The organism is Micromonospora sp. CNZ296 (genome assembly GCF_007827635.1).
Genome location: NZ_VISW01000032.1, coordinates 13,426 through 34,939, shown reverse-complemented (window position 1 = coordinate 34,939; position 21,514 = coordinate 13,426). Strand labels below are relative to the sequence as shown.

At 68.4% G+C, this 21,514-nt stretch carries 20 protein-coding genes; 5 read left to right on the top strand and 15 right to left on the bottom strand.

Features of this window, described 5'->3' with window-relative positions:
- Positions 1 to 60 precede the first annotated feature (60 nt).
- From FB455_RS31950 to FB455_RS31900, 11 genes are all read right to left on the bottom strand, one after another.
- Positions 61 to 810, bottom strand: coding sequence for a hypothetical protein (locus tag FB455_RS31950; RefSeq protein WP_240322308.1), 750 nt, complete (start codon positions 808 to 810; stop codon positions 61 to 63).
- 18 nt (positions 811 to 828) lie between these two features.
- Positions 829 to 1,146 (bottom strand): hypothetical protein, encoded by a 318-nt coding sequence (locus FB455_RS31945; protein WP_013284948.1) that lies wholly within the window; start codon positions 1,144 to 1,146, stop codon positions 829 to 831.
- The gene (locus FB455_RS31940) at positions 1,143 to 1,769 is read right to left on the bottom strand and encodes a hypothetical protein (RefSeq protein WP_244879738.1); all 627 of its coding nucleotides are present in this window, start codon (positions 1,767 to 1,769) and stop codon (positions 1,143 to 1,145) included. Before FB455_RS31940 ends, FB455_RS31945 begins: the two co-directional genes overlap by 4 nt.
- A gap of 1,265 nt (positions 1,770 to 3,034) precedes the next feature.
- Positions 3,035 to 4,312 carry a methyltransferase, FxLD system gene (fxlM, locus tag FB455_RS31935; RefSeq protein WP_013284950.1) on the bottom strand — a complete coding sequence of 426 codons (1,278 nt, stop codon included), beginning with the start codon at positions 4,310 to 4,312 and terminating at the stop codon, positions 3,035 to 3,037.
- A 103-nt stretch (positions 4,313 to 4,415) separates the two neighbouring features.
- The gene (locus tag FB455_RS31930; protein WP_145755702.1) at positions 4,416 to 5,237 is read right to left on the bottom strand and encodes a protein kinase family protein; all 822 of its coding nucleotides are present in this window, start codon (positions 5,235 to 5,237) and stop codon (positions 4,416 to 4,418) included.
- Positions 5,238 to 5,249: 12 nt separating this feature from the next.
- Positions 5,250 to 5,738, bottom strand: a complete 489-nt coding sequence (locus FB455_RS31925) for a glycine-rich domain-containing protein (protein ID WP_145755676.1) — start codon at positions 5,736 to 5,738, stop codon at positions 5,250 to 5,252.
- 149 nt (positions 5,739 to 5,887) lie between these two features.
- Complete coding sequence (locus tag FB455_RS31920) at positions 5,888 to 6,220, bottom strand: hypothetical protein (RefSeq protein ID WP_013284953.1); 333 nt, start codon at positions 6,218 to 6,220, stop codon at positions 5,888 to 5,890.
- 241 nt (positions 6,221 to 6,461) lie between these two features.
- Positions 6,462 to 7,145, bottom strand: a complete 684-nt coding sequence (locus FB455_RS31915; protein ID WP_114919794.1) for a hypothetical protein — start codon at positions 7,143 to 7,145, stop codon at positions 6,462 to 6,464.
- A gap of 25 nt (positions 7,146 to 7,170) precedes the next feature.
- The gene (locus FB455_RS31910; protein ID WP_013284955.1) at positions 7,171 to 7,845 is read right to left on the bottom strand and encodes a GOLPH3/VPS74 family protein; all 675 of its coding nucleotides are present in this window, start codon (positions 7,843 to 7,845) and stop codon (positions 7,171 to 7,173) included.
- Positions 7,842 to 8,858 (bottom strand): acetamidase/formamidase family protein, encoded by a 1,017-nt coding sequence (locus tag FB455_RS31905; RefSeq protein WP_041799197.1) that lies wholly within the window; start codon positions 8,856 to 8,858, stop codon positions 7,842 to 7,844. The genes FB455_RS31910 and FB455_RS31905 overlap by 4 nt, the downstream gene beginning before the upstream one ends.
- 5 nt (positions 8,859 to 8,863) lie before the next feature.
- The gene (locus FB455_RS31900; protein WP_013284957.1) at positions 8,864 to 10,270 is read right to left on the bottom strand and encodes an APC family permease; all 1,407 of its coding nucleotides are present in this window, start codon (positions 10,268 to 10,270) and stop codon (positions 8,864 to 8,866) included.
- Positions 10,271 to 10,774: 504 nt separating this feature from the next.
- On the opposite strand from FB455_RS31900, the gene FB455_RS31890 reads away from it, so the two are divergent.
- Complete coding sequence (locus FB455_RS31890) at positions 10,775 to 12,046, top strand: helix-turn-helix domain-containing protein (RefSeq protein ID WP_013284958.1); 1,272 nt, start codon at positions 10,775 to 10,777, stop codon at positions 12,044 to 12,046.
- Here the strand turns inward: FB455_RS31890 and FB455_RS31885 are convergent.
- Together FB455_RS31885 and FB455_RS31880 are read right to left on the bottom strand one after the other, a co-directional pair.
- A complete protein-coding gene (locus FB455_RS31885; protein WP_041798884.1) occupies positions 12,043 to 12,777 on the bottom strand; it encodes an HAD family hydrolase in 735 nt (244 codons plus the stop codon). The genes FB455_RS31890 and FB455_RS31885 overlap by 4 nt on opposite strands.
- A gap of 295 nt (positions 12,778 to 13,072) precedes the next feature.
- A complete protein-coding gene (locus tag FB455_RS31880; protein ID WP_041798886.1) occupies positions 13,073 to 13,486 on the bottom strand; it encodes a contact-dependent growth inhibition system immunity protein in 414 nt (137 codons plus the stop codon).
- 254 nt (positions 13,487 to 13,740) lie between these two features.
- Here FB455_RS31880 and FB455_RS31875 point away from each other — a divergent pair, with 254 nt between their 5' ends.
- On the top strand, positions 13,741 to 14,106 hold the full coding sequence (locus FB455_RS31875) for a hypothetical protein (RefSeq protein WP_013284961.1): 366 nt from the start codon (positions 13,741 to 13,743) through the stop codon (positions 14,104 to 14,106).
- A gap of 299 nt (positions 14,107 to 14,405) precedes the next feature.
- Positions 14,406 to 15,080 carry an HNH endonuclease family protein gene (locus tag FB455_RS31870; RefSeq protein ID WP_013284962.1) on the top strand — a complete coding sequence of 225 codons (675 nt, stop codon included), beginning with the start codon at positions 14,406 to 14,408 and terminating at the stop codon, positions 15,078 to 15,080.
- 190 nt (positions 15,081 to 15,270) lie between these two features.
- Here FB455_RS31870 and FB455_RS31865 read toward each other — a convergent pair whose 3' ends face one another.
- Positions 15,271 to 16,026, bottom strand: a complete 756-nt coding sequence (locus tag FB455_RS31865) for a DUF6745 domain-containing protein (RefSeq protein ID WP_013284963.1) — start codon at positions 16,024 to 16,026, stop codon at positions 15,271 to 15,273.
- A gap of 399 nt (positions 16,027 to 16,425) precedes the next feature.
- Here FB455_RS31865 and FB455_RS31860 point away from each other — a divergent pair, with 399 nt between their 5' ends.
- Both FB455_RS31860 and FB455_RS31855 read left to right on the top strand, forming a co-directional pair.
- Positions 16,426 to 18,270 carry an Hsp70 family protein gene (locus tag FB455_RS31860; protein WP_013284964.1) on the top strand — a complete coding sequence of 615 codons (1,845 nt, stop codon included), beginning with the start codon at positions 16,426 to 16,428 and terminating at the stop codon, positions 18,268 to 18,270.
- Between the two features lie 82 nt (positions 18,271 to 18,352).
- A complete protein-coding gene (locus tag FB455_RS31855) occupies positions 18,353 to 20,248 on the top strand; it encodes an AfsR/SARP family transcriptional regulator (RefSeq protein ID WP_013284965.1) in 1,896 nt (631 codons plus the stop codon).
- A 623-nt stretch (positions 20,249 to 20,871) separates the two neighbouring features.
- Here the strand turns inward: FB455_RS31855 and FB455_RS31850 are convergent.
- The coding region (locus tag FB455_RS31850; RefSeq protein WP_186466476.1) for a WD40 repeat domain-containing protein at positions 20,872 to 21,514 on the bottom strand (643 nt) is incomplete at its 5' end.

Genomic DNA, 21,514 nt, shown 5'->3' with positions numbered 1-21,514 from the left:
TGCCCACGCCTGCCGGGTAGCGCATGCTATGGCCTCTGGAGAGGGACGTGTCGTGCTGGGTCAGTCTCGTACGGCTTGCGGCCACTGGCTTCCGGGTAGTTTCGAGTAGTCACCGACCTGGGTGGCAATGTCCCGGATGTTGCCGAGGGCGTCCATGAAGCGCTGCCCGACGGTCAGCAGGGTGTTGAGGCCGGCGGTGACGAGGTCACCGACCGATTTGGCGAGGGTGGAGATGGCCCAGGGGATGTCGATGACGGTGCTGGCCTCGGTGGCGGCCTGCGCCAGCTTGCCAGCGAGTCCGGTGACGATCTTGGCCAGCTCGACGGCGTAGTCGACGTTCGAGCGGGCGATCTTGAACAGCCATTGGCTGATGAATTCGGCCTTCAGCACCGACTCGTCGATCGCGGCTTTCTGCTTGGTGGCCTTGGCGTTGTAGGCGATCGCCGCGTCACCGCTCCACTTGGCGATGTTGTCGCTGCGTGGCTCGGTGGCGGTGAACGACAACTCGGAGACGGGAGTCTTGACGTCGTTGACCCACCGGAAGCTGACGTTGATCAGCGACAGCACCGGCACCTGGCGTTCCAGCGCGTGGTCGACCTGGTCGAGCACCATGGTCATGGCGCGGCGCGTGGCGTCGAGGTTCTGCTTGATCCACCACAGCCCTGCGGGTCCGAGGAGCCACCTGTGCTCGTTGACGCGTTCCACGATGTCGTTGAAGGAGCCAACGGCTCGGTCGATGCCAGAGCGGATCTGGTCGAACGCCTTGTTGAACGGCTCGCCGTACTCAAGGTCGCTGCTTGCGGGCTGCACCTGCACTGCCTTCCATCGTCATGCGCGGTAGATCTTGTCGAGGTCCAGGGAGATGACCTCGTCGGCCCGGTCGTACTCGTCAGCGATGCGCCGCAGCGCCGCGCCGATCTGATCGAACTCCGTGACGGCGCCGTTGAGGATCCGCACCATGAACGTGTGGAAGTCCCGGTAGGAGACGGCGTGCAGGACCACGCTCGCGTCGCCGATGAAGAAGGCGGACGGCTCAAGATGCAGCTGTTCGGCGGCTGTCTTGACCTTCGCGATGCTGTCGGACATCGCCAGCCACTTCTTGCCCTCGTCGCGCAGCGCATCGGTGATCACTGCCAGGTCTTTCATCGCCGCGCCTGCCTCTCGCTGGTGTGGGCGAGTTCGTAGGTCCGGAAGAGTGATCGGGTCTCGAAACGGAGTTGTTGGGTGTCCATCCGGGCGACGCGCCCCGCATCCGCGGTGATCGCCGTGATGCCTGGGCCGCGCAGGTGAAGCGTTAGGCAGCCGTGTGGACTGGAGATCGTCCGTTGCTCGGGTTGCTCCGGTGCGTGGGTTAGCCGGGCGAGTTCGGCGTCGTTGTGATGCAGGGCGCCCCAGGTGCGCTGCAGCCAGAGGTCGTCGTCGAGTTCGGGTTCCGTGCTGGTGGCCGGCGGCTGTGCTGGTCGTGCTGGGGCGGGCTGGTCTCGCTGCAACTCCTCAAGCGCGATGGCTTCGAGATGGCTTCTCAGCGCGCCGGTGTATGCCTCGTAGACGGCATCCCCGATACGGGTCACGCCGGCCTGGCGTCGCCAGTCGCGGCTGATCGTCACATCGTCCACCTGTCCGGCTCTGGTGAGGAGCAGGCTCACGGACGCGGTGCGGTCCTGGCCGGAGTGAAGCCTCGGCGCGGACCGGGAAGCGAACTCGTCGACAGCGTGTGCGGCGTTCGTGCGCAGCGTGTCGTCGTCGCCGAGGAAGTCGAGGTTCGCCAAGGACAGCCGATCATTGGCTCTGTCTCCGAACATCAGTCCCAGCCCCCGCGAGATGCCAACGCATACAGTGATTTGCTCGTTACGGCGCAGGGGACACCGTACGGGAAACGCGAGAGCCTATGGGGGAGGGTTGCTCGGCTGATTCTGCGGCAGTTGTCGGCTCCGCCTGAAAAAGTTAGCTGGCGTTGACAGCAGTCTGCTCTGGAGGCCAGAGGATCCGCCGCACATGGAGGTTCTGCTGATCGCAGAGCGGCAGCGGCTACCCCGGGCAGAAGGGGGGGACCGCCAACATCTACCACCGCGATGAACTAGCGGCATGGGCAGCGGGCAGCGTCAGGTAGCGACGAGACGGGCGGGAACGGCGAACATCACCGTCCCCGCCCAGGTGATACCTAGGACCAGAACACACCACAGCCCTGTGTTGACTCGCTCCGGTCCGTCAGGCAGTCTCGCCCATTACTCGCGCCGTATCAGGTTGTCAGTTCCAACGCGATACAGAGCGATGAGGAGGCCGACGCTCGCAACTGTCCAGGCCCGAGCGGCGGCTTGACACCCCGGAAGGGGCACACCTGGCCTATTGAGCCAGGTGTGCCCGCCCCCGGCGCTCCCGGTCAGGACGTTGGCCAACATCAGCATCCAAAAGAGGAGCTTCAGCAGGGTCGCTGCGCCCTCGCCCGCACGCTGCCACCGGCTCATGCCCGCAGTCGGACCGTGGCTTGAAGGCCTTGCCCTGTGCTTCGCCACTAACCACCCCCTTCGGTCTGCGGGACCATCGCAGTCCCGCCGCAACGCCGCTCGACACCCTTGTCCTTGCGGCCCTTGCCGGCGGCCAACCTAGTGGCTTTGGAGATGCGCCACCACCAACTCGGGGCGGTAGGTCCAGCAAATGCTCGACGTCGGAACCGGGCCTCCGCATCTCGTCACCGGGGCACCGCCGAGACGAAGCCTTATGGCCCACAACCGCCGAGAGACGGTCCCAGGTGCCCCAGCGGGACCAACTCTTACCTGACCCGCCCCTCGGCCAAGGTCCGGCCGTCTCTGCCGTACCGGGCGCTGAGCGTCGCCGTGTGTGTGCTGTTGCTGGCTCAGTTGGGATTGGCGGTGTCGATCGGTGTCCGGCCGCACGGGATGTGCCCTGGCTGTGGATCGCGTTGATCGCGCTCGCGTCCGTGCTGGCCTGCGGAGTCGCTGCGGCCCGCAGATCCCTTTGACCGCTTACACAAGGAGTGGCGTGAGGCGGGGATGGAACTTGGGCGAGGACGCCGTCACAGACCGGTCTGCCGCCTTATGTTTGCGGCGGTGTTTCGCGCAGGCGTGGAGGGGCCCTTGCTGGGCCAGGTGATCGCGATGGTGGTGTGCGGGCGGGGGATCAGTAGCCGCAGGTGGTTGGTGGGGCTGGGTGCGGTGCCGGTGGGGTAGACGGCGATGTGTGGGCCGGGTTGGTGTCGGTGGTGGCGGTTCCAGGCGGCGATGAGGTCGAGGATGTGGCCGGTGAGTGTGGTGGCGTGGGGTCCGTAGCCGTGGGCGCCGAACTGCCAGGTGGTGTTGTCGAGTTGGCGGGTGGCGAGGTAGGCGATGCTGTCGGCGGTGAGCAGGGCCGGGCAGGCCACCCAGTTCTGCGGTGCCAGGTCGGCGGCGCGTTGCCGATCGACGGCGAGTAGACCGTGAGGGTGGGGTTGGCTGGCCAGCCATAGTTGCAGGGTGTCGAAGGGGGTCGCCGGTGGGGTGGTGACCGGTGACCAGGTGTCGTGCCGAGGTCCGTTGAGGGCGGCGGGCAGCGCGCGGAGATCCAGGGCCTCGGTGACAGGGTCGTCGATGAATACGGTGACGTCGTCGCCGCGTAGGTGGTGTGGTGTGACGGGGTTGGCGCCGGCGCCTTGTATCGGGACGAAGCCGCAGACGAGGGCATTGGTGGCGACGAGGTGTCCGCTGTCGCGGACGAGGGTGAGGCAGCGGGTGTGGCCTCGCATCCGAAGTGGGGCGACGAGGACGCCGTCGGGGGTGAGCTGGTCGGTCCAGGCGGGTGGGATGTCGCTGGTCTCGACGGTGACGATGATGGCGTCGTACGGGGCGGCCGCCGCCCATCCTTCGTCCGCGTCGGCGTGCACCGCCGCAACGTGCGGGTAGCCGGCGGTGTCGAGGGCGGTGCGGGCGTGGGCGATGACGGCGGGGTCGATGTCGATGCTGGTGACCGTGCCGTATGGGCCGACGACCTCGGCGATGAGCGCGGCGTTGTAGCCGCCGGATCCGACCTCCAGCACCCGTGCGCCGGGCTGAAGGTGGGCGGCGTGCAGCATGGCGGCTTGAAGCCACGGCGCGGAGATCGAACTGGTCGCCTTGCCGTCCGGGCCGCGTCGGGTGACCACCACGTCGTCGGCGTACGCGGCCTCGACACTGACTCCCGAGGGCGTGAACAGGTGCCGCGGGACCCGTCTGAATGCCGCTTCCACGGCCGGTGAGGTGATCGCACCGTCGGCGAGCAACGTGTCGACCAGTCGAGCGCGAGCCATCTTCGTGAGCTCGGTGTCGAGCGGATCGGCCATTGTTGGCTCCCTGCGGTTCGGGCGCTCAGCGCGCGAGTTCATCCCTGACCTGGTCGGGCCGAGATCCTGGGGCGTGGGGTGATCTTGTGCAGCCTGCCGGTTGTCAAGACTGCCGGGCCCTCGGCCGTGGCTCACGGCCTTGAGCTACGCCCCCGTGGGCCCGGTGGATCGCCCACTCGCCGGTCCATCGGGCGAGGTCGTGCACCCAGCGCTCGGTGTTGTGTCGGGCCTTGGTCGCCCACTTCGCGGCGTTGGCCGAGGCGAAATGGTTGAGCACGTCAGCGCTTGTGGCGGTCCAGGCTGGGAATTGCCCGAGCCAGTCTTCGGCTTGGTCGGCGGTGTGGCCGCTGCCGATCAGCCATTGGACGAGTAGCGCGAGTTCGACCCATGCCGCTGCTTTGGTGGCCCAGGCCCAGTCGACGATGCGTAGGCCGTGCGGGGTGATGATCAGGTTGGTCGGGTTGAGGTCGGAGTGCACGAGTGTCCCGCCGTCCATCGCCGGGTGCGTGAACCCGAGCCGGTCGGCCGGGGTGAACCACCGATCGCCCGGCGCCGGCGTCTGCTGGAGGTCTTTCAGGGCGGCGGTGAGCAGGTCGAGATCGGGGCTGCCGGGGGATAGGTCGGGGTGGGGGCCGGCGAGATGCTCGGTCCCCACCACCAGCCAGCCATCGGCCTCGAAGTGCCACCGCAGCGCCGGCGGGTACCGGTCGACGGCTTGGGTGACGGCCAGCTCGTAGCGCAGCGACTGGACGGCCCATTCGCCGAAGGCTGCTTTGACGAAGACCGGTCCGGACGGGCCGGTGACGGTCGAGGCGATCTGTGCGTGGTTGCCGTCGGGTGCCGGGGATGCCTCGAACGCTCCACCGACCTGGTCGGTGATCCTGGTGATCACGCTGCGGGGCAGGGTCGTCCAGTCGCTGCGCATCAGGTTCTTCTGTTACCGGCCGGGCTGCGGCGGGTTCGGCGGACAGCAGGACTCGGCCTCACCGCCCCAGAATTCCATGTCGATCTGGTAGCCGGTGTCGTGCAACGCCGCGAGGGTGTAGGTGATCGCGGTGCCGTCTCGCATGGCTTCGGTCAGGATCGGGCGGTGGTGCACGTAGTGGCCGGCGATCTGGTGGCAGGCGGCGGTGTAGGGCTCGCTGATCTGCAGTAGGGCGTGCCAGACGGCGTCGACCGGTCGGGTGGGCACGACCCGGTAGGACTCGCCGGTCGGCAGGAGCATCCCGAAGTCGGGCTTGCCGGCCTGGTCGGCGTGGGCCTTCAGGAAGACCAGGAATTGCCCGACCGCACGCTCGGCGTAGGTGTGGCTCACCTCCTGCCGGGCGGCGAAGTAGCGGGTCAGCTTGTCGAACACCTCGGTCGACACGAGCGTGCGCGGGTCCTGTGCGACGGTCGTGACGGGTCTGTCTGCGGTGATGCTCAAGATTCCTCCTTGATCGCGAACGGGGATGAGCGCGTATCAGGCCGCCGTCGGGGCGGTGATGCGAGCGTTTGTCGTGCGGTGATGTAGAGGGGACGTCGCGGCCAGCCGTCGCGGAGGTCCCCTCACCAGCGGCAGGCTGCGGTGCTTGCTCACCGCTGCTTGAGGATCGATCTTCGGAATGGGCCCCAGGCCACGAAGCGGTCGAACATCTCCTGCGGGCTCGGTCCGTCGTGTGGGTTGAGGTGGAACAGGTCGCGCATTGCCTCGAACATCAGCCCGCTGAGGTAGATCGAGAGCGCGGGGAGCGCGGATTCGTACTCCACTTTCAACAGCAGCCGGGCCTGCGGGCATGGCCACGGCTGACCGCAGGCCCGGCATGCCCAGGTCGGCCGTAGCGGGGTGTGCGGAGGTGTCGTTTCGGTTCTGTAGCGCGGCCGATCTGGCGTGGGGCCGGCGTCCGGCGTCTGCAGGTGCGACGACATCACCGACGGCTCCCAGGTGCTCGCACCTGCCATTCCTGGCGGGGTTGCTTTCTCGGGCCCGTTCGACGGCCAGAGCCGGTCCACGTGCGTAGATCCATGAGGAAGTACCTCTTTCCTTCGCCGTTGTCGGTAGGCGGTGGCGATGATTCGGTGGCCTGGTGCTGCCGTGGCTACGCGTCGCAGCTTGGGCGACCCCTGCTGCTGATCGCGCCTGCGACGGTGGAGGTTGGTGGCCGGCCGGTCAGGGTCCGACGGGGCCGCCGGCGTGGGTGGTGTGGCCGCGTTCGAGGATGAGGACGTACGAGAACAGGCCCGCCCGGCGGCCGGTCAGCCGTTCGTGCGCGGCGAGGACCTCGCCGATTTGCGGGTCGACCAGGAGCTGCGAGGTGGATCCGTCGGCGGTGACGGTGAACGTCAGGCCGGTGCAGCCGACGAGGTCGGTGCTTTGGCCGCGGTAGGTGATGCCGGGGATGTCGGCGATGACACGCAGGCTCGTCGCCCGCAGGTCCTGGTTGAGGTACTGGCTGCTCACGAGCGCGACGACACCGCTGATGAGCACCCGCGAATAGGCGAGGTCGGTGGCCAGTTCTCCGGGCGCTACCGCCCCGGCCAGCACGTCCGCGTCTTCCAGGAGTGCGTCGGGCAGGTATGGGTGCAAGCCGCCGGGCAGGTGCTCGTTCGTTTTCTTCGGTGCCTCGCCGGGTGTGGTGTCGATGGGGTCGGCGAGGGCGGTGAGCCGCTGCCACGGGGTCAATCCTGGCCCGGTGGCGCTGGGGTGCGTGGTGGCGGATCGGCTGCCGGCGACCGTGGGCGCGGTCGACGCGGGCCTCGGATGGCCGGGGGAGCTGGCGAAGCAGTCGGCGAGCAGGACGCTGCCGACCAGGTTCACCGCCAGGCGGGTGGGGACCGTCGAGGGGAGCATCACGGTGTCGGGGGTTCCTTCCTCGTGGTTAGCGGTAGGTGGCGGTGGCGAGGTCGCCGATGGCGGCGTCGACGGCGGTAGTGATGTCGCGGACGGGCCGGTGGTGTTGCTCGGCGATGGCGCGCAGCTGGGCGGCGACGGTGGTGGTGTCGTCGTGGAGATAGAGGTGACCGGTGAGGTTGAGGGCGACGACGAGTCCGGCGAGGGCGGCGGTGTGGTTGTCGGGTTGCTCGCGCCCGTCGGCGAGGTAGCGCAGGCGAGCGCGCGCGATGACGGGCCACCGCTGGTGGGTGGGCAGGTAGGTGTCGGCGCGGATCAGTCCGCCGAGTCGGCGGTGGCTGGTGTGGCGGAGGATCCCTGCGGCGTGCAGGCCGGCGCGGGTGCGTTCGTAGAGGTCGTCGGCGAACCCGCGCAGCCAGTGGCGCAGCGGTGGGGCGGGCCGGGTGTGGCGCAGGCTGGTGAGGGCGGCATCGGTAATGAGGTCGCCGACGGGCCGGTCGATGTGCAACCGAACCCGCTGCTCCCCAACCTGGCCGTGGCCGTCGAGGGTGGTGCGGCCGGTGAGGACGAGGTCGATGAGGACGGCGCCGGCGAGACCGAGGGCCAGGGCTTGGCGGTGGATGTGGGGTTGGCCGGTGTCGTCGTTGTGGGCCAGCAGGTACAGCTCGTCGCGCAGCGGCAGCCCGGGCACCGAAGCGGTCATCGCTGCCCCTGGATGAGGTCACGGAGCCGGGCGTGGGCGTCTGCGTAGGCGGGCTGCGGCTGGGGGAGGTGGGCCTTGTCGATGGCGGCGAGGACCGTGTAGTTGGGGTCGCAGACGTTGCCGATCGGCGCCCGGCCGGCTTGGGAGATGAGCTGGTAGGCGTCGAGGGTGTCCAGACGGCACAGGTCGGCGGTCCAGGTGGTGAGGTCCTGGTGGGCGATGCGGTAGGCGTCCTCGAGTGGTCGGGCGCAGCCGACGGACATGATCGCGGTGTCTGTTTCCAGCCGCGGCCACGCGGTGGGACGGCCGCCCTTGATGACCTCGACGGCGAGGGTGGTGACGGTGGCGATCTCCACCGCGACCCCGCACGCTTCACCCTCGCCTTGGCGGGCGTGTCCGTCACCGAGGGCGAGGAGCGCGCCGTGGACGTTGACGCCGAGGTAGAGGGTGGTGCCGGCGCGCAGTTCGGGTGTGTCGAGGTTCCCGCCGTAGTAGTCCGGGACGATCGTGGCGCGCGTTTCCATCGCGGCGGGGGCGACGCCGATCGTGCCGATCATCGGATCCAGCGGCAGCTCAACGCTGTTGTCGCTGGTGGTGGCGCAGTACCGCACGGTTCCGGCGGTGGGGTCGATGTGGTAGACCCACACGCGCTCGTCGAGGGGTGGTTGGAGGGTCGCGGTGTGCGGGGTCGAGGTCAGCGCCCCGAAGTACGGGAACGTCGCGGACACACCCCAGTCCCGAGCCGGAACGATCGAGGCGATGTGGACGGCGAGGGTGTCGCCGGGTTCGGCGTCCTCGACGAAGAACGGCCCCGACACCGGATTCAGATACGGCATCGCGCACACCTGCGACGGCAGATCCGCCGGACCGCGCACCCGGCCGCCGAAGCAGTCCTCGGTGTGCACGGTGAACACGTCACCGGAGCGCACATGCGCCACAGGGATCCGCCCGCCGAAGGTGTAGGCCAACTCGTCACGCGCCGGCCGATACGTGAAGTGACTTCCGGAAGACATCGTGGTCACACCCGCTCCAGGTCACGAGCGGACCGCTGCACTGGCGCCAGGCCGGACAGCGACGGGCGGCGGCCGGACAGGTAGAGACCGGCGAGCACGACCATGCCGAGAGCGAGCCAGGCCAGGCCGAGGCGCTGCGCGGCGATGTTCGCGTTCACCACCACATAGGCCAAGATCGCGAACCCGATCCCCGGCATGACCAGGTGCGCCCACCAGTTGCCGCTGCGCCGCCGGATGAGGTGGTGCACGACGACGGAGACGTGCAGGACCAGGAACGCGACCATCGCCCCGAAGTTGATCAGCGACGACAGCAGGGTGATCCCGTCAGCGCGGGTGGCCATGTACAGGCCCAGGGCGAGGGACACGGCGCCGGTGAGCAGGGTCGCGTTGATCGGCACGTTCCGGCGTACCGACACCTTCGCCAAGAAGCTCGGGAGCTGCCGGTCGCGGGCCATCGCGTACAACAGCCGGGACGTCGCGACCTGCGCGACCATCGAATTCGGCAGACCCCATGCGATCGCCGTCGCCACCGCGCACAGCGTCGCCAGCCAGCCACCGCCAGCCACCGCGGCCGCGCCGTAGAAGGCAGTGCCGTTCGGATCACCCTGCGCTAGAAGCACGCCCGGGTCGGGGACGAGCATCGCGGCCAGCCACGTCTGCGCGATGAACAACACCCCCGCCAGGACGAGGACAGTGGCCATCGCCCGGCCGATCTGCCGAGAACCGCCCTTGGCCTCCTCGGCCAGCATGCTGATGCCGTCGAAACCCAGGAAACTGAGTACAGCGATCGACACCGCCCCCGCCACCACCGACCAGGTGAACGTGTCGGCGTCGTAGAACGCGTCCCAGCTGAACCGGCCCCTACCCGAGGCGAGAGCCCAGCAGGCGACGCCCAGGAAGACCGCCAGGACGATCAGCTCGCCGACGAGCATCACCCGAGTCACCATCGCGGTCATGCGGATGCCGACCGAGTTGACGACCGTGTTCACCGCGACGAACCCCAGCAGCCACAACCACACCGGCACCGCCGGCACGGTGGCATGCATCGCCACCGACGCCACCAGATACAGCAAGCCCGGCACGAGAACGTAGTCGAGCAGGATCACCCAACCGGCCAGAAAACCGACCGGCGCGCTGATGCCCCGGCCGGCGTAGTTGTAGACGCTTCCCGACATCGGGAACGCCTTCACCATCTGCGCGTACGAGAACGCGGTGAACACCAACGCCACCACACCGACCGCGTACGCCAGGGCCACCATCCCGCCGGAGCCGGCGTACACGCTGCCGAAAATCGCCATCGGCGCGATCGGCACCATATACACCAAGCCATACGCGACCAGGTCCCGGAATCGAAGGCGGCGTGCCAACTCCTGTGTGTAGCCGTAACGCTTCAGCTCATCATGATCCGGCATCCGGGATCCCCTCAGATTTCGTCAATCAATCATCGGTACCTGTGCCGCCGGGAACGCAGTCCGTGATGGGTTCGGTGGTAAGGCGTTCAGGACCGAAACGCGGAATGCGCCATCGGCGACGAGAGTGACTGAAGGCGAATACGCTCGAGGTCGGCAAGGCTCATCGTCAACGTCTGACAATTCCTTGACAAGACGCCCCTTCATTGGCGGTCGGGGTTGAGGATCACGCACTCGTGCTGGCGCACACCATCTCGTTGTCGATCGGCTTCCTCAACGCGGTACTTGGCTGCAAGCTCATAGTCAGCCTCGGCCAGCTCTAGGTCACGGACGCGGAATCGCAGGTCACGCGAGTTCGGACCACCTGCGAGTGTGATGTTGGAACTTTGTCGGAGATTGTTGGAAGAAGCCGCTGGTTGGCCTACGCATCGCGATCCTGCACTACAGTGCTCCCAGGCCACCGCGTCTCGCCCCTGCGCGAGCGTCCGTACTAGTCGGGAGCTGCTGATGCCGAGCGTGCCACCGCAAGACGTGGCCAATGTCTGGAGCGCCCTTGGTCAGATGCTTGCGCGCAGCCGCAAGGCCGCTGGTTACACGCAAGAGACGTTTGCGCCACTGGTGAGGTATGGGCGAAGCACGATCGCCAACGTGGAGACCGGCCGTCAGCGCGTAGGGCGTGACTTCTGGACCCGGAGCGACGAACTGCTGGGAACCGACGGCAGGCTGTCCCGGGAATACGATCGCATCCGACTCGCCAGCACCAAGCGCGTGCGAAACGGCGTGGCTGCCATTCAGGAATTCCAGGCGGCTGGGGCGCCGTCGTACTCCTCGAAAGCCGGGGAAATGCTCGCGCGCACGTCCGGAACCGACTACCTGATGGGCGAGTGGAACAGCTTCTCCACGCTCACCAGCATGCTGGCCCAGCAGCGCCAGGCCGTGTCGCCCGACGCGCTACTCGGTCTGATCGAGGCCCACCGTGATTGCCTGTCCACGCTATACCGCAAGGCCGGCCATGCGCCCATTCGTACTGACATCGGAGCGATGCTCGCCGAAGCCTCGATCGTCGCTAGCCGGTTGTGGAGCGCACAGGGCAACCGAACCCTCGCGCTTGCTCACTGTGCCTACGCTCGCCAGCTCGGCGACAGGCTGGGTAACCACAGGGTCAGCGCGACCGCACGCATCTTCGAGAGCAACCTTCACTCGGAAGCCGCCACACTGATCGAAGCAGACGGTGACATTATGATTGGCCTGCGACTACTCGACGAGGCCGCCCGCGCGTCCACCGACCTCAGTTCCGCCGCACGAGCTCGATTAGCTGCCGAACAGGCCCAAGCCTTCGCCGCCCTGCGACTTCCACGCGAGGCCACGGCGGCTTTGAAGCGGGCAGAAGAAGCGGTCAACGATCTGTCTCCTGTTGACTGTGTCGGTCTCTACAGCGACTGGAGCGGCGCCCGCCTCCACGTCTATGCGGGCACATGCCATCTCCTCCTTGGCCAGCCCCGCCAGGCCGTGACCGTGCTCGAAAGCGCAGTACAGATGCTGGAACACGACCACGCCAACGTCAACGTCGCCTTGGCAGCAGCCGTAGACCTCGCCAGCGCCTACGCCGAGGCCGGCGAACTTGAACAGTCCTGCACCCTGCTTGGCCACACCTACGACCAGCTAAAAGCAGGCGGAAACCATCGAGGCATCGCTCGAGCCCAACGAGCCCGACAGCGGTTGGCACGATGGCGTGACGAGCCAGTTGTCCTCGAACTCGAGGAGCAGATGGCCGCCTAACAAGCAGCTGACGACCCGCCCGCACTCAACAGCGAACTGACGGCGGCCACCACTGTCATCGGGTCAAGATTCTCTAGTACCACGTCAGGCTCGTAGGAGACCAGCTCTTGACGCCTAAGCCGGTGAGCGACCACAGCGACACGAAAGCCGGCGTGACGTGCGCAAGCGATGTCGTTAGGCGCATCCCCGATGACGATCACTTGAGCAGGATCGAGCGGAGCACCGTAGATCGCGGAATAGCGCTGCGTTACGACCGCCGGAAGCTGAAAGCGATCGCGAGCGTCCGATCCGAACCCGCCGATGCGAAGATCAAGAAACTCATCCAAGCCCGCCACGTGCAGCTTCACGTCGGCGGCCGAACGCAGATTCCCGGTCAGCACGGTCTGGATGAAGCCACGCTCGTGCAGCTCCGCGATGCTCGCCACGGCGCCTGGATACGGCGGCTGAACCTCAGCCAACTCCTGCCGACCCTCTTGCATGACCGCGGCAATGGCCTGACGAAAGGCGGGTATGCCCGCCTCCGCAGCTGACGGGTCCACGCCCGACGCGATCGCCGTGTCCACGGCGATCGACTCGTCCGTATACCCATGCACCTTCTTGTCAGGGAAGACAACCTCGGACTCCGCGATGCCGTACGCACGAGCGATCGCGCGCGTCAGCCAGCGCAAATCAGCGGGTATGAGCGTCCCGTCAACGTCCCAGATGACCAAGCCGACGCTGCTGTGGTTCATCGAAGTATCGTCGCACGGCTCCGGCAGCTGCCCCTGTCGAGCATTCCGGGGGCACGCGGCCAGCCGGTGGAGCAGTGTCGGCAGGAATGCCCCGCTGGCCACGCCACCGACATCGCGGCAACAGGGGATGGGGCCGTCGTGTGTCAGGTGGCAGCCGGACTCGGCAGGGTTGGCAAGACCAACTCGCCGCCGGTCTGGCCCACCGGCCATGGGACCGTGGGACCCCGGTTGCCGGAGGGTCTCTACAAGATCCGGGGCGGTTCAGTCTACGACTGCCCGACGAGGAGATCCGCTCTCATCGACCAAGGAACCGCATGATGTCGTCGCGAAGCAGTCGGTCCGGGTCGCGAGGTCGAAGATCAGGATTGGAGAGCGGCGGGCAGGTCAGGAGCTTGGCCAGCACTGATGCCAGCCGCTTCCGTTCCCCTCGCAGGTTCAGCCACGCTGAGTCGGGAAGCCGCAGCACTGTGGAGAGCAGGTCGCCCGGGTAGTAGTCGCCTTCCGTCATGGGGTCGCGGAGCAGTACTTGTACCGCGAGAGGCAGCAGCGCCGGCACGCCGATCTCCTGCCCGAGCATGATGCGCAGGTCTTCGACCGTGAACTCAGCGAGCGGTTTGCGTCGCAGTTCGGTGCAACGTCTTACGAGAGACGTAGCGTCGGGAGCGGGATCCGGCCACGCGCTCCGTTCAAGCTGCTCGATCGTCGTCACGGCGGTCAGGGTAGTTCGCGCTCAAACGGTAGTAGCCAGACGGGCTGCGGCAGCGGCGACAGTCCGCATTCAGTCCGCAAGAGGTCGCCGGGTGGTGGGGGAGTGGTGAGAGATGCCGAGAGGTGCTTCCGCTGATAGACGGCCAGGTGTGAAGGTCGACGGGTCGCGCATCTTGATCTTGTAATCCACAGCTCAGCCAGCGTCAGCCCGCTGGTATCTACGGCTGCGTCGGGCATGGCGGGCAGACTGCCGGCATGAGTTACGACTTGGCGGTCTGGGAGGGTGAGCTGCCAGCCGACGACGGCGCTGCGGGTGAGGCCTACGACCAGCTCTACGCCCTGTACATGGAGGGTGAGGAACTTCCGCCGACCCCGCGTATCCGTGCCTACGTCCTGGCGCTGCTTGAGCGGTGGGTCGAGATGACTGATGACGAGCACGACGTGAGCCCGTGGTCTGCTGGTCCTCTGATGGACGAGGCATCGGGCCCTTTCGTCTACTTCACCATGAGGTACAGCATGTGCGAGGAGGTGTCGGCCGAGGCGGCTCGCATGGCGGCAAACCACGGGCTGGTCTGTTACGACCCGCAGTGGGAACGCCTTCGCCCGACCACCGACGAGTGAGGCGTCGCGTGTCCCTCGCGTGCCCGTTCGAGTGGCTGACGACGGTCAGCGGCGGTCAGCTTTGGACGTGGCGGCAAGGACGTCGGATCGTTGCTGATCGCCGTTTCGCCGCCATCTCGACAGGCGCGATCGGCTGTGGGCAGCGGGCAGGCGAGTTCGCCCGGGGCCGGTGGTGCGGACAGGGAACAGCAGCGATCAGGGTTCGCGGGAGCATTCCTCGCTCTTCACAGTGGTGACAATCGATGGACATGATGGGGCGAGATGGTCGCTGTCCACGACGGATGCCCGAGGAGGCCCTCATGCGACTCACCCGACGACTCACCACATCTGCGGTGGCACGGCGTGCCCTGACCGGGGCAGCGGCCGTGATGGTCGCCAGCGCTGGCCTGGTCGCCGTCGACGCCTCGGTCGCTTCGGCGACACCGCCCGGCATTCCGTCCAAGGCGAGCGCCCAGTCGCAGCTCAACGCTCTAACGGTGAAGAACGAGGGGTCGACGAGTGGGTACTCCCGGGATCTGTTCCCGCACTGGATCACCATCAGCGGGGCCTGCAACACCCGCGAGACGGTCCTCAAGCGCGACGGCACGTCCGTGGTCACCGACAGTAGCTGCGCGGCGACCTCGGGCCGCTGGTACAGCCCGTACGACGGCGCGACCTGGACCGCCGCCTCCGACGTCGACATCGATCACGTCGTGCCCCTGGCCGAGGCGTGGCGTTCAGGCGCCAGCGGTTGGACCACCAGCCGGCGGCAGAGCTTTGCCAACGACCTGACCCGCCCGCAGTTGATCGCCGTGACCGACAATGTGAACCAGTCCAAGGGTGACCAGGACCCGTCGACGTGGCAGCCGCCGTTGTCGTCGTACCGGTGCACCTACAGCAAGATGTGGATCACCGTGAAGTACAACTGGGGGTTGAGCCTGCAGTCGTCGGAGAAGTCCGCGCTGCAGAGCATGCTGAACACCTGCAGCTCCTAACTCCTCGCACCGCCTCAGGCCTGACCGCACAAGCACCGACGCACGGCAACGTCTGAGCCATTCGTCATCGGCTCCGCCCGCGCGCCCGCGGACGGCGGCGCCGACGCGCTGGAGGGCGGGTCGCCACACGGACCCGCCCTCCAGCGCCGAGGCGCAATCGGATGAGGCGCTGATCCCGCCGGCAGGGCGATCACCCGGTTGGGACGATGGCACCGTCACGGGCCCACACGGTGCTGCCGTCGGGCCAGACAACGGCAGGCTCGTCGACGCCGTGCAGCAGGCCGTCGCCGGTGACTCGCAGAACGGTGGGGCGCTGCATCATCACGGCCACCCCCGATAGGGGCCACCACGGCCCGGCCGCCAGTGCCACGTCACGGCATCCCTCCCACCCTGGGGTGGGTGCTGTACCGAGCACCTGCTGGTAGGTGTCGATCGCGGCGAGCACAAGCCAGTCGGGGTAGAGGTTCCAGGCCGGATCGAAGAACCAGTCGCGAGGATTCAGGCAGTAACGGATCACGGCGCGTCCCTCGTCGTCGCGCTTCACGATCGTTTGCTCGTCGCTCCAGAACCAGGCGAACTGCATGATGTAGCCGCCGGTGAGGGTGCGGTCGACCGCCGCCCAGACCGGACCCAGCACCTGCTCATACACCTGCCGTACCGCCTGCAGCACCGGTGTGAGCGCGGACCGCTCGCCCTCGGTGACCGGGTTGCAGAGGTACCGGTGCTCCATCAGGTTGTAGCGGGCCTCGAAGCCGTCGTAGCGCTGCTCGCCGTAGTAGCCGTGCCATTCCATGAAGTCGTGGAACTCGCCGAAGGCGGTGAACTGGTCGTGGTCGCTGGTCTGCTCCCAAATCGGGCCTCGTGCTGCTGCCAGCGCACCGTTGAGGGCGCCGCGGCGGATCGAGGCGACCAGCGACGGGTGTCCGTCGTCGAGGAGCTGCCGCACCTGCTGCAGGGGCGGCCGGGGGAGAGGGGCACCACAGGAACCGCGACGGCTCGGGATGCCCGGCGCTGCGGTAGGCGAGGCGGACGGCTGCCTCCGCGCGCGTTTGGTCCGCGGGCTCGCAGGACAACGCCGCCTGCGTCCATCGGCTCGCCACGGCTTGTCCGTGCGCTGAGATCGGATTGGTGGAGTCATGCATGGTGTCCTCCTGACGAATGATCGATGGCGCGGCATGCCGTTGACGATGCCGCTGCAGGTCAAGTGGCCAGACGCCACCAGCAGGTGGCACGGGCGATCGTCAGTCCCGGCGTTCACTGTTGTGACCGTGCCGGGCGCCGTGGCCGGTTGCGGTGAGTGATTCAGGGATGACGTGAATGAGATCTTCATGTTTGACTGACATCCATGCGATCGGGGCAGGTGCGGCTGGCGATCGACTACGGCAGCGTCGACACCACCGCCGTACTGGCATGGCCGGACGGCACCTGGACGCCGCTGCTCTTCGACGGCGAACCCGCCCTGCCCAGCGCCGTCCTCCTGAACGAGGACGGCACCACCGTGACCGGCCACCACGCGTGGCGGGCCGCGCCGGTCACACCGCACCGGTTCATCCCGCACCCCCGCCAACCCTCCGAGCAGCGCCTCACCGTCGCCGACACCGACGTCGACCCGCTCGATCTGGTCGCCGCGACCCTGCGCCACGTCGCCGAGCAAGCCCACCAGATTGCCAGCACCGGCATCGACGACGTGCGACTGGTCGTCCCGGCAGGCTGGGGCCCGCGACGACGCACCTGGATGCGCCACGCCGCACACCGCGCCGGCCTCCCACCACCACAGATGATCGACGCACCGACCGCCGTCGCCGGGCACCTGCTCGCCACCGGCCTGCAGCTGCCCGTCGGCGCCTACATCGCCGTCTGCGACGTCGGCGCCACCGCCGAAGTCAGCGTCCTGCGCCGCGGCCCCGCAGGCTTCGAAGTCCTCGCCACCCTCGCCGACCCGACCGCCGGCGGCACCGCCATCGACGACGCCCTCACCACCACACTCACCACCAGCCCACCCGGCACCGGCGGGCAACGATGGGCCATGACGGCCAGCCTCCGCGCCGGCAAACACGCCCTGACCGACCATCCGGCCGTCACCGTGCCCCTCCCCGACGGGCCGGCCGTGGTACTCCACACCGGCCTGCTCGACCAAGCCGCCCAGCCCGTCCTGCACCGCATCGCCCACCTCACCACCGAAGCGATCACCGCCGCGGAACTCACACCCCGCGACCTCACCGGCGTCTACTGCGTCGGCGGCACCGCCCGCCTACCCCTGCTGGCACAGACCCTCACCGACGCCGGCATCACCCCCACCCTCGTCGACCAGCCCACCCTGGCCGCAGCCCGAGGCGCCGCCGACGCAGGCGCCACCAACACCACCACCGAACCCACCACGCCCGAGGAGCCGGTGCCGCCGGTGCGGCGCGCGGCCGCGATCGCCCTACCCGGCTTCGCGTCCCTCGCTCTGGTCTCCCAGTTCCTGCTCACGCCTGAGTGGCGCGGCTCCCTCATGTACCGCGAAGCGATCCTCAACTGGGGCGAGCTGACAATGGCCGCCGTCTTCGCCGTCATCGCCTGCCTCAGCGCCGGCACCGTCCTCGCCTCCACCATCGCCAACCGCACCACCACCCCGACCAGCCCCGGCGCACACACCGGAACCGGCATCCTCGCCGCGGCCTCCCTCGGCGTCGCCGTCAGCGGCATGTACGCCGTCGTCGGAAGCCTCTACGTCGGCTACCCCGTCAACGGCTTCCTGCGCTGGACACTGCTACCGATCACCCCGACCATCACCGCCGCCGCCGTCATGGCCCTCATCGCCGCCCGGCAATGGCGCACCCCCGCGGGCGGATGGTCGAAACTGCTCGCCTTCCCCACCGGATCCGTGCTCACCGCCGCTGCCGGCATGCTGCTCATCCAATACAGCCTGACCGCCGACCGGTGGCCCCACCTGATCCTCTGGATCGACCTCGCCGGCCGAGTCGGAGGCCTGCTCCTGGGCATCGGCACCGTCATGGCCGTCGTGTCCCAGCCGATCCTGCGCCTGATCCTCAGCGCACCCCTCGCCGTCATCACCGCCGCCCTGGTCTCCTGGCCCGCCTCCGGCATCCTCGGCGCCATCTACGCCATCGCCGTGACCACCTGGTGGCTACGCCAGATGTGGACCCACCTCCTACGCCCCCACCACCCCCACCGGCCGCCGCAATGACCCCACCAACCGGATACCACCCGACGCACGTGGGGGAGGAGCTGCGGTGAACGGGGCCCGGCGACTCGCAGGAGCTACCGTCGTGCTCGCCGTCCTGGCGGTACCGCCGTGGCTGCTGACCACCCTCACCCGAGCGCACCTGCCCGGCTGGCCGACCAGCGCGCAGCTACGCGACTGGCTCACCGACCCGCTGACCCCGGCAACCCTCACCACAGGGCTCATCGCCGTGGCCTGGCTGCTGTGGCTCGGCATGGCCTACACCATCACCGTGACAGCCGCCCGCCGACTGCGCGCCGGCACCCGATGGGTACGCCACCTGCCGCTACCCACCCCATGGCAGGCCGCCGCCACCAGCATCGCCGGCGCAGCCGCCCTCACCACCGCCCACACCCCCACCACCCATCCACCAGATCCGCCGACACCAGTCACCGCCGACGAACTCCAGCACCCCTCCGCTACGCCCCAGACCGAGCAGGGCGGGGTGGTCGTGCCCGGCGGCTGGCTACCCGACGACACCGCCCACCACATCGCCGCCGCAGCGGCCCTGGTGTGGCTACGCCGCCGTCGCGCCCACCAACCCGGCCAACCCGACACCGACGCCACCCAGCTGATACCCCTGCCCACCACCGTCACCGCCGTTCAGGCAGCCATCGCCGACCAACCACCACCAGCAGCCACCACCGGCGCCATTCAGGCGCCGCTGCCCCCGGCCGGCCTACGTCTCGCCGGTCACGGGGCCGACCACGCCGCCAGAGGTCTCCTCGTCACCAGGCTCCTCACCGCGCTGCGCGACCCCGCCGACACGACCCCGGTGATCGTCACCAGCCGCGCCCTCGCCAGGCTCCTGCCCAGCGTCGCCGAGACCGCCGCCACCATCCCGGGCCTGCACGTCATCGACACCCTCGAACAGGCCGCCGCCCTGCTACCTGCATCCAGCACGTCAACCGCAGCCGACCGCGGCATACCCAGCCTCGTCTTGACCGCCGAACCCGCGACGGCGGCACCACCGAACCTCCGGCCGAACGCCCGTGTCGTCACCCTCGACGCCGGAGCACCACTACCCACCTGGCGCGTCGACCGCCACGGCCACACCGTGGACCACCAGACCGGGCAACCCCGGCCACGGATGTGTGTCCTCGACAGCACCGCCGCGACGGACCTGCTCGCCGTCCTGGCCCAACCCACCACCGCAGCACCCGAGCCCGCCGCATCCGTACCAGTACGGCCGATCAACCGGGCACAGGCAAAGATCCCCCGCCAAGCCACCCGAGTCCCACCGCCCACACCGCGGCAGCCCAGCGAGGCCGCAGAGGCCGCGGTCCAGCTGCGGGTACTCGGTCGCCCGGCGTTGCTCATCGAGAGCAAAGAGGTCGCCATCCGCCGCAGCGCCGCCCTGCAAATCCTCGTCTTCCTCGCCGTACACCCCGACGGCGCCACCACCACGCAACTCGTACACGCCCTTTGGGCCGGCCTACCCGCCCATACCGTCACCGGCCGCCTCTATACCACCCTCAGCGACCTACGCTCGACCATCCGCGGCACCGGCGCCGAGCAGGTGGTTGTCCACACTGAGGACCGCTACCACCTCGAGCCACGCACCGACGTGGACCTGTGGCGACTGCAGGCCGCCGCCCACCACAGCGCCACCACAGACGTACCCGGCAGGTGGCAGGCCGTGATCGACGCCTATACCGGCGACCTTGCCGCCGGCCACACCTGGCCATGGATCGACCCACCCCGCGAAGCCACACGCCGCCTGGTACTCGACGCCCACACCAACGCCGCAGCAGCACAAACCGACCCGCACGAGCGCCTGCGGCTGCTCCAAGCGGCGATCCGCATCGACCCCTACAACCAGCAGCTCCACCAGCTCACCGCCGACCAACTAAACGCCCTCGGTGACTCCGCCGCAGCCGCCGACCTTCTCCACACCCACCAGCAACGCCTGCGCCTCGCCGGCATCCTCGACCAACCCTGATCACTGCTCGCTAACCCGGCTAGGGCCACAGGTCCCTGCGGGGCTGTCTCGTTGAGAGTGTTTCCTGCGATCTTGGCTAGCACGCATCCGGGCCGCGAGCTCCAGCCGGAGCGCGGCTATCCCTCGGCGCTCGCCTATGAGGAGCGAGTGCGGCGCGGCGCCTCGGAACCGTTCGCCCACCGCGCGGGCGTGTCCGTTTCCCAACAGCAGGCGCTGACGCATCGCCGCGGTGTCGAGGTCAAACTGCGTGTGCGCCGCCCCGAGCCCAAGCTCCGCATCAGCCCGCGCTGGTCCTTCATGCCGCGCGAGTTGAGCAGGAAGCGCGGCCGGGCGAGCGGTAATTATCCGTGCCCTCGTCAGATGGAGGGCCGACGGGTCAGGCGCACCCCGCATGGCGGCGCCGCGATATCCGGTGGCCCGACCGAGCGCTCCAGGAGCCCGCCAGTTCCGCGGTCTGTTAGCTTCGGCCAACCAGAGGAGACAGTTCAGACCGCATGCGCGCGGTGAGCAGCACCGCCGGACGGCCCTCGTCGTGGACGGCATGAACTGCCGCACGCGCCTCGCCCTCGTAGCTGGCCTTTGCGTATCCACTCCGCCTGCCACCAGTGCAAGCGCCTCGACCATCATGAAACCCCGGCCGGACCGAACGACACCGGCGAGTCATCCATCGCCAGCCACAGCAGGCCGAACCGACCGTCGCGTTGACCGTACGCGATGAGGCACCCGTGCTCGACCTCGACCAGCGCACAGGCCGTGACCGGCTCCTTCAGGTCGTAGGTCTCGAGAACCTCCGCTCGGGCGACATCCCATGTCCGCAGGGTTCCATCAGCCCCGGCGGAGGCGGCCACCGCGCCGGTCACACCCGCCGACACCATCCAGATGCGCTCTCGGTGCCGGCCGAGGACTCGCGGGCCGGTCCGGCTCGACGCCAGATCCCAGCTTCGCACGAGCCCGTCGTAGCCGGCCGAGAGCACCGACCGCTGGTCCGAACCGAGATACACAGAGGTGACCGCCATCGGGTGTCCGGTCAACGTCCGCAGGAGCCGGCCGCCGTCGACGTCCCACACCCGCACCGTGCCGTCCGACGAACCCGACACGGCCACACGACCATCACCGGACAACGCCACCGCATTCACCCAACCCCGATGACCGACCAACGTCCGCAGGAGACGGCCGCCGTCGACGTCCCACACCCGCACCGTGCCGTCCGACGAACCCGACACGGCCACACGACCATCACCGGACAACGCCACCGCATTCACCCAT

Bases quoted from the DNA above. Each gene is read 5' to 3' on its own strand.
- FB455_RS31920 (WP_013284953.1), bottom strand. From the start codon at position 6,220: ATGTCGTCGCACCTGCAGACGCCGGACGCCGGCCCCACGCCAGATCGG.
- FB455_RS31930 (WP_145755702.1), bottom strand. From the start codon at position 5,237: ATGCGCAGCGACTGGACGACCCTGCCCCGCAGCGTGATCACCAGGATC.
- fxlM (WP_013284950.1), bottom strand. From the start codon at position 4,312: ATGGCCGATCCGCTCGACACCGAGCTCACGAAGATGGCTCGCGCTCGA.
- FB455_RS31885 (WP_041798884.1), bottom strand. From the start codon at position 12,777: ATGAACCACAGCAGCGTCGGCTTGGTCATCTGGGACGTTGACGGGACG.
- FB455_RS31905 (WP_041799197.1), bottom strand. From the start codon at position 8,858: ATGTCTTCCGGAAGTCACTTCACGTATCGGCCGGCGCGTGACGAGTTG.
- FB455_RS31945 (WP_013284948.1), bottom strand. From the start codon at position 1,146: ATGAAAGACCTGGCAGTGATCACCGATGCGCTGCGCGACGAGGGCAAG.
- FB455_RS31910 (WP_013284955.1), bottom strand. From the start codon at position 7,845: ATGACCGCTTCGGTGCCCGGGCTGCCGCTGCGCGACGAGCTGTACCTG.
- FB455_RS31890 (WP_013284958.1), top strand. From the start codon at position 10,775: ATGCCGAGCGTGCCACCGCAAGACGTGGCCAATGTCTGGAGCGCCCTT.
- FB455_RS31870 (WP_013284962.1), top strand. From the start codon at position 14,406: ATGCGACTCACCCGACGACTCACCACATCTGCGGTGGCACGGCGTGCC.
- FB455_RS31860 (WP_013284964.1), top strand. From the start codon at position 16,426: ATGCGATCGGGGCAGGTGCGGCTGGCGATCGACTACGGCAGCGTCGAC.
- FB455_RS31875 (WP_013284961.1), top strand. From the start codon at position 13,741: ATGAGTTACGACTTGGCGGTCTGGGAGGGTGAGCTGCCAGCCGACGAC.
- FB455_RS31900 (WP_013284957.1), bottom strand. From the start codon at position 10,270: ATGCCGGATCATGATGAGCTGAAGCGTTACGGCTACACACAGGAGTTG.